The sequence below is a fragment of the Streptomyces sp. NPDC059373 genome (assembly GCF_042751495.1).
Taxonomy (GTDB): domain Bacteria; phylum Actinomycetota; class Actinomycetes; order Streptomycetales; family Streptomycetaceae; genus Actinacidiphila.
Map to the genome: position 1 here is coordinate 1 of NZ_JBHYXC010000039.1, position 11,555 is coordinate 11,555.

Annotated in this window: 13 protein-coding genes and 2 pseudogenes; 7 read left to right on the top strand and 8 right to left on the bottom strand. The window is 68.4% G+C overall.

Annotation, left to right across the window (positions count from 1 at the left end):
• A partial coding sequence (locus ACFXJ5_RS33475; RefSeq protein ID WP_384639630.1) for a carboxymuconolactone decarboxylase family protein occupies positions 1-275 on the bottom strand: 275 nt, incomplete at its 3' end.
• A gap of 115 nt (positions 276-390) precedes the next feature.
• Complete coding sequence (locus ACFXJ5_RS33480; protein WP_384639633.1) at positions 391-1,014, bottom strand: GDSL-type esterase/lipase family protein; 624 nt, start codon at positions 1,012-1,014, stop codon at positions 391-393.
• A gap of 368 nt (positions 1,015-1,382) precedes the next feature.
• Between ACFXJ5_RS33480 and ACFXJ5_RS33485 the strand changes: the two genes are divergently transcribed.
• Complete coding sequence (locus ACFXJ5_RS33485; protein WP_384639636.1) at positions 1,383-1,706, top strand: hypothetical protein; 324 nt, start codon at positions 1,383-1,385, stop codon at positions 1,704-1,706.
• 109 nt (positions 1,707-1,815) lie between these two features.
• On the opposite strand, the gene ACFXJ5_RS33490 is transcribed toward ACFXJ5_RS33485, so the two are convergent.
• From ACFXJ5_RS33490 to ACFXJ5_RS33500, 3 genes are all read right to left on the bottom strand, one after another.
• Positions 1,816-2,556, bottom strand: a complete 741-nt coding sequence (locus tag ACFXJ5_RS33490; RefSeq protein ID WP_384639639.1) for a spermidine synthase — start codon at positions 2,554-2,556, stop codon at positions 1,816-1,818.
• A gap of 269 nt (positions 2,557-2,825) precedes the next feature.
• Complete coding sequence (locus tag ACFXJ5_RS33495; RefSeq protein WP_384639642.1) at positions 2,826-4,277, bottom strand: purine-cytosine permease family protein; 1,452 nt, start codon at positions 4,275-4,277, stop codon at positions 2,826-2,828.
• A 377-nt stretch (positions 4,278-4,654) separates the two neighbouring features.
• Entirely contained in the window at positions 4,655-4,825 is a 171-nt protein-coding gene (locus ACFXJ5_RS33500) for an SDR family NAD(P)-dependent oxidoreductase (protein WP_384639645.1), read from the bottom strand.
• A 394-nt stretch (positions 4,826-5,219) separates the two neighbouring features.
• On the opposite strand from ACFXJ5_RS33500, the gene ACFXJ5_RS33505 reads away from it, so the two are divergent.
• The gene (locus ACFXJ5_RS33505) at positions 5,220-6,545 is read left to right on the top strand and encodes an MFS transporter (protein WP_384639648.1); all 1,326 of its coding nucleotides are present in this window, start codon (positions 5,220-5,222) and stop codon (positions 6,543-6,545) included.
• A gap of 202 nt (positions 6,546-6,747) precedes the next feature.
• Here the strand turns inward: ACFXJ5_RS33505 and ACFXJ5_RS33510 are convergent, their stop codons facing one another.
• Positions 6,748-7,560 carry an SAM-dependent methyltransferase gene (locus ACFXJ5_RS33510; RefSeq protein WP_384639651.1) on the bottom strand — a complete coding sequence of 271 codons (813 nt, stop codon included), beginning with the start codon at positions 7,558-7,560 and terminating at the stop codon, positions 6,748-6,750.
• 211 nt (positions 7,561-7,771) lie between these two features.
• Between ACFXJ5_RS33510 and ACFXJ5_RS33515 the strand changes: the two genes are divergently transcribed.
• From ACFXJ5_RS33515 to ACFXJ5_RS33525, 3 genes are read left to right on the top strand one after another with little or no spacing between them, the layout of a single operon-like run.
• Positions 7,772-7,951, top strand: a complete 180-nt coding sequence (locus ACFXJ5_RS33515) for a CopG family transcriptional regulator (protein WP_384639654.1) — start codon at positions 7,772-7,774, stop codon at positions 7,949-7,951.
• Position 7,952: 1 nt separating this feature from the next.
• Complete coding sequence (locus ACFXJ5_RS33520; protein WP_384639657.1) at positions 7,953-8,303, top strand: VOC family protein; 351 nt, start codon at positions 7,953-7,955, stop codon at positions 8,301-8,303.
• Positions 8,304-8,317: 14 nt separating this feature from the next.
• Complete coding sequence (locus tag ACFXJ5_RS33525; protein ID WP_384639660.1) at positions 8,318-9,175, top strand: class I SAM-dependent methyltransferase; 858 nt, start codon at positions 8,318-8,320, stop codon at positions 9,173-9,175.
• Positions 9,176-9,201: 26 nt separating this feature from the next.
• Here the strand turns inward: ACFXJ5_RS33525 and ACFXJ5_RS33530 are convergent.
• Positions 9,202-9,361: pseudogene (locus tag ACFXJ5_RS33530) on the bottom strand (IS5/IS1182 family transposase); the annotation flags it as partial.
• A gap of 100 nt (positions 9,362-9,461) precedes the next feature.
• Here ACFXJ5_RS33530 and ACFXJ5_RS33535 point away from each other — a divergent pair.
• Complete coding sequence (locus tag ACFXJ5_RS33535) at positions 9,462-10,463, top strand: zinc-binding dehydrogenase (RefSeq protein WP_384639663.1); 1,002 nt, start codon at positions 9,462-9,464, stop codon at positions 10,461-10,463.
• A gap of 230 nt (positions 10,464-10,693) precedes the next feature.
• Here ACFXJ5_RS33535 and ACFXJ5_RS33540 read toward each other — a convergent pair whose 3' ends face one another.
• Complete coding sequence (locus ACFXJ5_RS33540) at positions 10,694-11,104, bottom strand: Fur family transcriptional regulator (protein ID WP_384639665.1); 411 nt, start codon at positions 11,102-11,104, stop codon at positions 10,694-10,696.
• 159 nt (positions 11,105-11,263) lie between these two features.
• On the opposite strand from ACFXJ5_RS33540, the pseudogene ACFXJ5_RS33545 reads away from it, so the two are divergent.
• A pseudogene (locus tag ACFXJ5_RS33545) lies at positions 11,264-11,521 on the top strand (transcriptional repressor); the annotation flags it as partial.
• Positions 11,522-11,555: the final 34 nt, after the last annotated feature.

The following is an 11,555-nucleotide window of genomic DNA, read 5'->3' on the forward strand; positions in this document are numbered from 1 at the left end:
TCCAGGGCAGCGCGCTCGGCATCGGTGAACACCGTGGCCTCCCGCCAGGCCGCGACCAGGTTGAGGCGGGTGGAGGTCTCCCCGGCGTGCGCGGCGTCCTTGGTGTGCATGTCGGTGCAGAAGCCGCAGCCGTTGATCTGGCTGGCGCGGAGCTTCACCAGTTCCTGCGTCGCGGCCGGCAGTGTCGAGTCCGAGACCACCTTGCCCGCCGAGTTGACGTATTTCAGGACGTTGGCTGCGACCGGGTTGCCGAAGAGGTTCAAGCGAGCATCCATGGTGGACTCCTATGTCGTTGCCGGTGGTTACACCTCCCTGACGGAACAACTCGGCAAGATGTGACACGAACGGCCCGACTCAACGCGCGGGACGCCGTTCGCCTGGGCGGGGAGGCTAATTCACCGAGCTGGTGGCCGGGGAGAACAGGTTCAGGTTCACCGCATTGGCGATCGCCTGCAGGCCCGCTTCGTTCGGGTGCAGATGGTCGCCGCTGTCGTATGCGGACAGGTAACGGGTCGGGGCGGCCGGGTCGTGCGTGGCCGCGTCCTGATCGACGACTGCGTCACAGCCACTGCCCGAGCCGCGCACGAAGGAGTTGAACGCCTCACGGGCCGTCTCGCCGTCCTGGGTCCAGTAGGACGCACCCTGATAGGGCGTCAGCGTGGAGCAGAGGAATTTCAGGCCGTTCTGATGGGCGCTCGAGATGAGCTGCTGCACGCCCGCGATGAGCTGGCTTGAGCTCGGCGGCGGATTGGTCGAGCCCAGGTCGTTGATCGGATCGTCGGAGAAGATGACCCATGTGGCTCCCGGCTGACCGGTCACGTCCCGTGCGAAACGGTGTATCGCGCTTTGTCCCGCACCGTCGACCAGCAGCCGGTTGCCGCTGATTCCCTGGTTGAGTACGCCGATGGTGCGGCCGGAGTTCGCCAGTCGAACGGCGAGGTCGTTGGGCCAGCGCCGGTTGGAGTCCGTCGAGGAGGCGACGCCGTCGGTGATGGAAGCCCCGAGCGCCACCACGGCCCCTTGGGGCCGGAGCTGACGGCAAGGGCTCCTCCGCTCCGTGGCGTTGCGGAGAACCAGTCGGGTGCGTTGAGCGTGTAGCTCTGCGTGCTCCCGTCGGTGTAGGTGATGGTTCCGCTTCCGGAGGCGGGGCCGTAACTGGCAGAGAGCAGGAACCCGAGGGTGCTTCCGGGCCTTTTCACAGGTGAGCCTTGAAGTAGGCGTTGATTCATAGGATCTCTGTTCGCGCCAACGTGGAGACGACCATCCTGCGCATTGGTCGTGAACCCGGCCGGACAAGCACAGCGGCTGCCTGGAACGGTCTGCCCCGAAGAGGCCTGCGGTGGCGAGGACTGGTTTCTGACGTCGGTGGTTAGCCTCTGGTCATGACTGCGGACGCCGCGCTACAGACGCTGTTCGATAATGTGCGCCGCACGCTTACGGATGCGGGGTTCGACGTCGCAGTCGCTGACTCGGAGGAACAGACCGGTCTGCTGGTCCGTATCGAAGCCGAAGCGGTGGTGATCAGCTGGACGGCGGACGAGGCACCGGGCGCGCACACGCGCGGGCACGAGAGCCACGCCGACCTGTTCACCGAATACCACGGCATCCGCAAGGCGCTCCGTGAGGCATTGCTCGCCGTCCTCCTTCAGGCCGGACACGCGGCATTCAGCGACCGGGACAGCGAGGTACGCGTGGCACGTGCCTGACCCAGTGCGCCCGCGTCAGCCGGAGCAGAGCGCTCCGGCGTTGCCAGACGCTGGGGATGGCGGAACACGAACTCGGCCAACGGGCAGCAATCCCGCGCGCTGCGCAGCGTCACAAGTGCCGGAGGTCAGTGGTCGCTCCCTTCCTCGCCACGTAGACGGTGTTGGCCGCAGTCCCCCCCTGCAGCGGATTGTCGAAGTCGACGACGTGGGCTTCCGACTCCACGAAGACCTCCGCGAGCACGGAGTTGAACTGATCGTCCGGTGGATCGTTCGACCACAGAGCGAAGACACCGTCAGGATGGAGACGTTGGGCAAGAACGCGCAGCCCCGCAGGCTGGTAGAAGGCCGTGTGACGGGGGTCCAGCACATGGCGCGGCGAGTGGTCGACATCCAGCAGGATGGCGTGGAAACGACGGTCCGGTGTCCGGGGATCCAGACCACAGGAATCGCCGACCATCGCGAAGAAGTCGCCTCGGACCAGTCGGCAGCGAGCGTCCGACGCCATCCGAGCACCCAGCGGTACCAACCCACGCTCATGCCACTCGATGACTTCGCCGAGCGCCTCGACCACGATCAGCGAGCGCACCCGCGGGTCGTCCAGCGCCGCCTGAGCGGTGTAACCGAGGCCGAGGCCGCCCACGGCGACGTCCAGTTCGGCGTTCGGAAGTTTCGCCAGGCCGAGATGGGTGAGCGCGATCTCTCCCGCCGTGAAGAGGCTGGACATCAAGAACTCGTCACCGAGCTTCACCTCGTACACATCGTCGCCCGACGCCGGGTTCCGTCGACGCCGCAGACTGATGTCGCCCATCGATGTCGGGCGCCAGTCGATCTCCTCGAAACGCGCGCTCATCTGTTCACCCTTCTGGGTCACCGGTGCCGGCGAGCAGTGCGTCTGTGCGCTCCCCGGTCGAGGTGATGGTCCTCGTGTCGCCACCTTCGACCGGCACTTCATCCAGCCGGGCATGCTGAAGCGTATGCCGCTCCGCGAAACCGCGCTCGTGATCGTCGCCGTCGCCTGTGTGGTGGCTGCATTGGCGTCGTAGTGATCCTCGCCAGGCGTACTCCATACGTCGCCAACGTCTGGAGGGCGGCCTACCGCGCGGACCCGGGGGGACCGTGTCACGGTTGGCGGTGCTGGTGCGCGGCGGCCTCCAGCGCTTCGGCCTCCGCCTCGGCCAGGCGGGTCTCGGCCTCCACGTCCACCGACCGGGTCAGCAGCCAGTAGAGCAGCGCGGCGACGGGCAACCCGATGAACAGGGAGATGTCGGCGCCGCCGAGTGCCTTGGCAGCGGGACCGACATACAGGGTGCCGACGGCGAAGAACGGCACCATGACGGCGAAGCCGACCAGGTACGAGATGATCCCGTGCCAGCCCCACCGTCCGTAGATGCCCCGCGGGTTGAAGATCTCGGCGATCGCGTAGTGGCCGCGGCGCACCACGTAGTAGTCCATGAGGTTCACGGAGGTCCACGGGATGAACAGGTAGAGCACCAGCAGCAGGAAGTTGTTGAAGTTCTCCAGGAAGTGGGAGGTGGCGAGCAGCGCGCCGACCAGGGAGAGCGCCGCCGTCAGGCCGATTGTCACCAGGCGTACGCCGAGGGTCGGCCGCACCTTCTTGAACGAGTCGATCGCGCTGATGAGCGTGAGGGAACCGCCGTACATGTTCAGGGCCGTCACCGACAGCAGGCCCAGGGCGGCGAACAGGAGCACGATCGCACCGAATCCGCTGAAGACCTTGTCGCCCGCCGCGTTGATCGAGCCGATCGTGTCGAAGTCCTTGCCCGCCGACGCAGCGAGCAGCGCCCCGAGCATCATCAGCCAGATGCCGCCGAGCGCCGAACCGAAGTACGTCCAGTAGAAGGTCTTGCGGACGGTGACGTCCGGCGGGAGGTAGCGGGAGTAGTCCGAGACGTAGATGGCCCAGCTGATCTGGTAGCCGGCGACCACGCCGAACTGGGCGAGGAACGGCGTCGCCTTGAAGGCCCCCAGGTCGAAGGAGCCGGCGGGATAGTGCAGCGTGAGCAGCAGTCCCACGGTGAAGATCCCGAAGACGACCAGGAAGGTGTACGTCAGGATCCGCTCGGCGCGGTGGATGACGTCATAGCCCACCAGCGCGATCACGAACGCGGCGAGCGTGACCACGGCGACCCACACCTTGACGCCGCCGTGCAGCGTGGTGTGCAGGGCCTCACCGGCCAGGATCGTGTTGAAGACGTTGAAACCGGCGTACTGCACATACGCGAACAGCCACACCAGCAGGGCCCCGACGTAGCCGAACTGCGGCCGCGACTGGATCATCTGCGGGAGTCCGAGCTGTGGGCCCTGCGCGGAGTGGAACGCCATGAAGAACGTGCCGAGCAGAGTGCCGCAGGCGATCGCCAGGAGCGACCAGATGAGGTTGCCGCCCTCGGTGATACTGATGAGTCCCACCGCGAGTGTGGCGATCTGGGCGTTGGACATGAACCACAGCGGTCCCAGGTGCCACAGCTTGCCGTGCCGCTCGTCCAGCGGGACGTAGTCGATCGAACGGATCTCCAGACCCGACACCCGCGGCTCTGAGGTGGTGGTCACGGCGCCTCCTGTGGTGCGGGCTCACTGCATGAAGCCAGATTCGCCCGCAGAACAGGGCAGGTCAAGGCAGGACGGCCGACGCGCCGCGGGTGTGCCCGTATCCCGCACCGACGACGACCAGGCCACGAACAAGCCGGCACGGATCCGGCCGGCACGCGGGCGACAGGCAGGACCTCGAGGCCCACCCGGGCTGGCCGCGCTGAGGGCCGCCGGCGGGCGGGCGGACCTCGTGCTGGACGGCATCGAGCGCGCTCGACCCCCTCCGGGCGAGCTGCCGCTGCCCGAGGCGGCCCGGCAGCTGGTGGAGGATTTCCCTCAGCTTCGGAGGGATCGGCAGTCACCGCGTCACCACAGAGTCACGCCGGGCGCTACGGCGTTCACGCGCACACCGCGCGGCCCGAACTCGGCGGCGCCCAGCGGCGCGTGAGCTGCTCGTCGGCGGCCTTGGTCGCGGTGTACATCGCCGCGTAGGCAGTGCCGACGTGGGCCGTCCAGGAACCGATGGTGGTGATCGCTCCGCCGCCGCGCTCGGCGAAAGCGGGCGCCATGGCCGACAAGGACGTGAGGCGCTCGGATGTTGACCGCGAGCAATGGCGTCGACATCCGCGGCAGGCCGGACCGGGGCCTGACCGTCTGCGCCGGCCCCCCAAATCGCTTTCGCGCCAGGCCACCGAGGGCTAGTGTCCGGGCAGCGAGTGACTCACGAGGAGCTAAGTCATGCCCGGTCGTCCGAGCGCGCGTTGACGTCGTAGGCCGTGACCGGCCTGTCATCGCGTGCTGCCCTTGATGCGCGGCATAGCGAGCCTTCCCCTGCCTGAACCGTCGGTGCGCCCGTCGTGCACCCGGTGGCGGGCCACGTCTTCGGCAACCCCAGGGGTCCCTGTGCCGTCCTCTTCCTCCGCTGGATCCGATGTATCCGACGTATCCGATTCCGATCGACGCGTGCCGCCAGGCCTGTGGCGGGACGGCGACTTCCGTAAGCTCTGGGTGGGCCAGACGGCCTCCCAACTCGGCGAGCATGCGAGCCTGGTGGTCCTGCCGCTGACCGCCGTTCTGACGCTCAACGCCGACGCCGGCCAGCTGGGCGCTCTCCGTGCGGTGGGACAGGCTCCGATCCTGCTGCTGTCGCTCTTCGTCGGCGCCTGGGTGGACAGGTGGCGGACCCAAACCGTGATGGTGCTGGCGGACCTCGGCCGGGCCCTGACGCTGGGCGGAGCCGTCGTGGCAGGCCTCCTCGGCGGGCTCGGCCTGCCGGCGCTGCTCGTGGTCGCCTTCGCGGGCGGGGCCCTGTCCGTGTTCTTCGACGTGGCCTACCAGGCGTCTCTCGTACGGCTGGTGAAACGCGATCAGCTGGTGCGGGGCAACAGCGCTCTCGAGGGCAGCCGGTCCGCGGCCCAGATCGGCGGGCCCGCCCTCGGCGGCGCGCTGGTGTCCCTGATGTCGGCGCTGATCGCCGCCGCATCCAGTGCGCTGTTCTTCACCCTGTCGGTCCTGTCGATCCGGCGGATCCGCCGCCGCGAATCGATCCCGGAGCACTCGGACCGGCCCCGCCGGGTCTGGCGGCAGATCCATGAGGGCCTCCGCTTTGTCGTCAGCGATATCGCGCTGCGGACCGTGTGCCTCGCCTCGGCCGCCTTCCAGTTCTCCTTCGCGGCCATGATGACCGTCTATCTGCTCTTCCTGCCGCGGGAACTGCACCTGTCGGGCGCCGCCGTCGGGCTGGCGCTCGCGGCGACGGGGCCAGGCGCGCTCGTGGGTTCGCTGCTCGCCGCCCGCCTGCCGAGCCGGTTCGGTTACGGCGCCGTGCTCGTGTCCGCGGCCGCACTCGGCGACGGCGTGATGCTCTGTGTCCCCGCGCTGCACGGCCCCTCCGCGGTGACGATCCCCGCGCTCCTGGCGGTCAACTTCGTGTTCGGAACCTTCGGCCAGCTGGTCAACGTCACGGTCATGGCCGTCCGGCAGGCCGTCACCCCGGACGGGATGCAAGGCCGCGCAGCCGCGACGATCACGTTTGTCGGCATGGGTCTGACCCCGCTCGGCTCGCTGCTCGGCGGTGCTCTCGCGGAAGAGTGGGGGTTGCGCACCAGCCTCCTGGTGACGGCCGCAGGCATGATGCTGTCCCCCGCACTGATGGCACTGTCCCCGCTCGCCCGCCTGGGAAGGACGCTTCCGCCCCCGCCGCAGGACGCACCGCCAACGGCCGCCCGCCCTGAAGCCCACGAGACCGACCCCAGTGGCACCGGTGCGCCTCAGCGATCCCGTCAATGACTTCGGGGCGACCGCTCCACCAGCCGCCCCGCATCTGGGACTCCCAGCAGATCGAAGCCCACCTCGCCGGCCTGCAGGAGGTCCCGCAGCTGCTCGACCGCACTGAGAGACCCCGGGCCGCAACGCGGTCCCGGGGTCTCGTGCTCCGCAGGTCAGACGTGAAACGCGCGGCTGCGTTCCACCTCGATGTCCTGCGGCAACGTCAGGGCTTCTCCGCCACGGCGCCGAGCTGCGGTACGACGGTGGGCTCTTTCCCGGGTCCGGGCCGCCACTGCGAGCATGAGACGAGCCCCGGCTCGAGGAACCTGAGCCCGTCGAAGTACCGGGTGATCTCCTCACTGCTGCGCGCGGTGACCGGCGGTTTGGCGTTCTTGTTCCAGAATTCCATCGCCTCGAGCTGGAGATCGCCACCGAGCTCGGGCTGCGTGGTGGGGTGGGTCAGGACGAGGAAGCTCCCGGAGGGAAGCGCCTCCACCAGTCGGCGCGCGATGGCCTGGGCCTCGGCACCGTCGAGGACGAAGTTGAGGATGCCGAGCAGCATCAGCCCGACCGGCTTGGTGAAGTCGAGCGTCTGGCCGGCGATGCGCAGGATGGTGTCCGGATCGTGGACGTCGGCGTCGATGTAGTCGGTGGCGCCTTCGGGTGCGCTGGTCAGCAGCGCGCGTGCGTGGGTGAGCACCAGGGGGTCGTTGTCGACGTACACGATCCGCGCCTCAGGCGCGATCCCCTGGGCGATCTCGTGGGTGTTTTCGACCGCCGGCAGGCCGGTGCCGATGTCGAGGAACTGGCGGATCCCGCGCTCCTGTGCCAGGAAGCGCACCGCGCGACTCACGAACTCGCGGTCGGCGCGGGCGATGTCGCGGATCACCGGGATCATGCCGGCGACATGATCGCCTACCTGCCGGTCGACTTCGTAGAAGTCCTTGCCACCCTGCCAGTAGTTCCAGACGCGGGCATTGTGCGCCGTCCCCGTATCGACTCGCTGCGGTGCGTCGGCGTCTTGCTTCTCGCTCACGTGTTCCTCTCCTGCGCGCCCAGCGCATCGGATGGTGCTGGGCGCTTACGGCCGCCGTACGGCATGTCGGTCAGTAGTCATTCTGCCGCCGCTGCCCTCACCAGATCCCGGGAATCGTTCGAGACGCCGCGCCCAGGCTCTGGAGGACCTGCTCGCCGCTCCAGAACGTCTCGTTCGGCACACTAGATTGCTAGGATGCTAGCATCACCTTGTGAGTGACAAAGAGGTCAAGCAGTTCAACGTGTACTTGCCCGTCGGGCTGATCAAGCAGGTCAAGTACCACGCCATCGAGTCGGGCCTGTCCCTCTCGGCGGTGGTAGCTGACGCCCTGCGCGCCTACCTCGACGACACCCACGGGCAGCGACAGCAAACGTCTGAGAGGGAGACCTGACATGACGACCGAAGGTATTGAGGCCGTGTTCCTGGAGACCCACAACTGGGGCAAGGCAGCGAGGTTCTTCCAGGCGCTGGGCTTCGAATTGGAGTTCGCCACCGACCACAGCTCCGGCCAGCTCCGCAATGGCGACGGTCCCTACGTGTTCATCGCCGAGGTCCCCGAGAGCCAGGAGCCCAGGACACAGATCGTTCTGAAGGTGACCGATGCGGATGCGTTCCGTCCCGATCCCGCCGTCGAGGTGGTCACCGCGTTCGAGGACACCCATTACGGGACGACGGAGATGACCGTCCGTGACCCCGACGGACGTCTGTGGAGCCTCCAAGCTCCGGCCAAGAACCGACCGTAAGGAAAGAGAGCATCGTGGCAGACCAGCAGAACGAGGTACCGGAGAGCACCGCGGTGCGGGTCGCCCTCTGGCGGGCGATGCACGTGCAGGTCGACCCGCCGCCCCTCGTACTCGAGGACGAGATCGGCCTGCAACTGGCGGCCCCTGACGATGGATGGCGGCGCCGCCCGGACATGGACCCGAGCGCCACAAGCCCGTTCCGGGCAGCCATCGTGGCCCGTGCTCGTTTCATCGAGGACCTGGTCGCCGAGCAGGCCGGCCACGGCGTCGCCCAGTACGTCGTCCTGGGGGCCGGACTGGACACCTTTGCCCAGCGCAGGGCGGAGATCGCCTCCCGTCTGCGGGTGTTCGAGGTCGACCAGCCGGGCCCCCAAGCGTGGAAGCGTCAACGCCTGATCGAGCTCGGCTACGGGATCCCCGACTGGCTGCGACTGGTCCCGGTCGACTTCGAGGCGAGCGGGGACTGGTGGAAGCAGTTGTCCGCCGCCGGCTTCGATCCCGGCCGACCTGCGGCCGTCGTCTCCACCGGCGTCACCATGTACCTCACCAAAGACGCCACGGCCGCCACCCTGCGCCAGCTCGCCGGGCTCGCCCCCGGCTCGACGCTCGCCATGACGTTCATGCTGCCGACGGAACTTCTCGACGACGCCGATCGCCCCGCGCTCGAGGCGACCAAGCCGAAGGCGCGAGCAGACGGAACGCCGTTCATCAGCTTCTACACCCCGCAGGAGATGCTGGCGCTGGCCCGCGACGCCGGCTTCAAAGACGTCCAACACGTGTCGGGAACCGTGCTCGCCGAACGCTACTTCGCCGATCGAACCGACGGCCTTCGCCCGTCAAGCGGAGAGGATCTGCTGGTGGCCACTACCTGACGCTCTGCGGCCACGCCATCCGTCCCGCCCGGTGGGCGTCCGCCGGCGGACCCGCGCCGCAGCCGGTGCCCGGCCTGGTCGCGTTTTTTCCGGGATGGTGTGCGGGATCCGGCGGCGCCGCAGGTAGGCGCGAATGCGGCGGGAGGAGTAGGCGCGGTCGGCAAGGACATGGTCGGGGGTGAATCTCAACAGACGGAAACCCGGGGCGAGTCGGGAATGAAGCCGCAGCGGCTGCATGTTGACCACCGCCGACCGACTCTCCTACCCCCGGGAAGAAGGCAGACCCATGACATCCTCGCCGACCACTATGCGCGCCGTCAGGCTCTCTGCCCCCGGCCCCGTGGACAACCTGCGGCTGACCACGCTCCCGCTCCCGCCCGAGAGGGACGGCTGGGTGCGCATCCGCGTCGAGGCGTTCGGCCTCAACCGCTCGGAGCTGAAGCTTCGGCTGGGTCTGAGCGTGGGCGTCAGCTTTCCCCGGGTGCCGGGTATCGAGGCCGCCGGCACCGTCGACGCGGCCCCGGCCGGCAGCGGGCTGGCTCCCGGGCAGAAGGTCGTCGCCATGATGGGGGACATGGGGCGCACCTACGACGGCGGCTATGCCGAATACACGTCGGTGCCGCTGTCCCAGGTCATCCCCGTCGACACCGACCTGCCCTGGGAGGTGCTGGGCGCCCTGCCGGAGATGGTGCAGACCGCCTACGGCTCGCTCACCATCGGCCTGGACCTGAAGCCCGGTCAGTCCGTGCTGATCCGCGGCGGCACCTCCTCGGTGGGCCTGGCCGCCGCCGCTCTGGCCACATGGCGCGGCGCCACGGTGCTGTCCACCACCCGGCGGGCCGGCCGCCTCGCTTCGCTGAAGGAGCACGGTGTCGACCACCCTCTGCTCGACACCGGCGAGGTCGCGCCCGCCGTGCGCGAGCTGTACCCGGACGGCGCCGACGCCGCCCTTGATCTCGTCGGCACGCCGACCCTGCCCGACACTTTGCGCGCGGTGCGCGTGCACGGCACGGCCTGCTTCGGCGGCAGCCTCTCCAACCAGTGGACGGTGCGGGACTTCTCCCCGAACGAGTACCTGCCGAAGGGTGTGCGCCTGGCGGGTTACTTCGGCGACGCCGCCGACCTGCCCCGGGAAGCCTTCCAGGAGATCCTCGACGCGGTCGCGGCCGGCCAGCTGGCCTTCCCCGTGGACCGCGTCTACGACGGCCTGGAGCAGGTGCCGCAGGCCCACGACGACATGGAGCACGACCGCGCCACCGGCAAACTCGTCATCCGCGTCCGGCATTAGGGCCTGTTCGAAGTGTTGATCAAGGTCGTGGAACGATCTCGGCGTGGCTCGTGGAGATCAAGTTGTCGACGTCAACCCCCCGTTGTCGGCGATGCCCGGGCGGCTGGGCGGCACCCGGACACGCCGCCGACGAACGACTCCGTAAGATCGCAATCCGGGCAAACCCGGCCTGATCGGCGCTGTTCCGCCTGGTCTCCGCGCAGGTAGGGGCCCACGCACTCAAAGACTGCCTAGGCGCAGGACGGACACAGCCCGCGGTAGGTGACCTCGACATCGGACACCGTGAAGCCGAACCGTTCCTCCGCCGGGAGGTCGGCCAGCAGGTTGCCGGCGGGGTGGACGTCGCGGATGGTGCCGCAGTTGGAACACACCAGGTGCTGGTGCGGGTGGTGGGCGTTGGGGTCGTAGCGCTTGGCGCGGCCGTCGGTGGCGACCTCTATGACCTCACCGAGGGAGACCAGTTCACCCAGGGTGTTGTAGACGGTCGCACGGGAGATCTCGGGCAGCCGCTGTGCGGCGCGGGCGTGCACCTCGTCGGCGGTGAGATGCACGTGGTCGCCGTCGAGGACCTCCGCAACGACACGCCGCTGGGAGGTCATCCGCCAGCCACGCCCTCGCAGTCGCTCCAGCAGGTCACTCATATCGGTTCACCTATTCAGGTTCGGTGGGACATTCGAAGATTACCAGTGGACGTCCGGGTTCTGATTGCATATGAGTTTGGCGCACTTCTTGACTTGGACTCTGTCCATCGTAGGATCGGTTCCGGCGATAGCCAAGAGACAGGAAGACTCCAGTACGGCATGAGACAGAGACGTTACGGGACCACCACCGGGGAGCTACGCGGTGCCGGCCGGCGAGTGCCGGCCGCCCGTGTCGCGCTGCTCGAGACCGCCCGGGACGGTGACCACCTCGGCGTCGAGGTGATCGCCTCCGGGGTGCGCGACCGCGTGGGCCGTGTCTCCCTTCACGTCGCCTGTGAGGCCTTCCACCCGCTCACCGCGGCGCGACTCGTACGCCGTATCGAGCCGGCCGGCAGCCCGGCCCGGTTCGAGAGACGCGCCGCATCGTGTTCCACCGCCCGCAGTTCCTGAG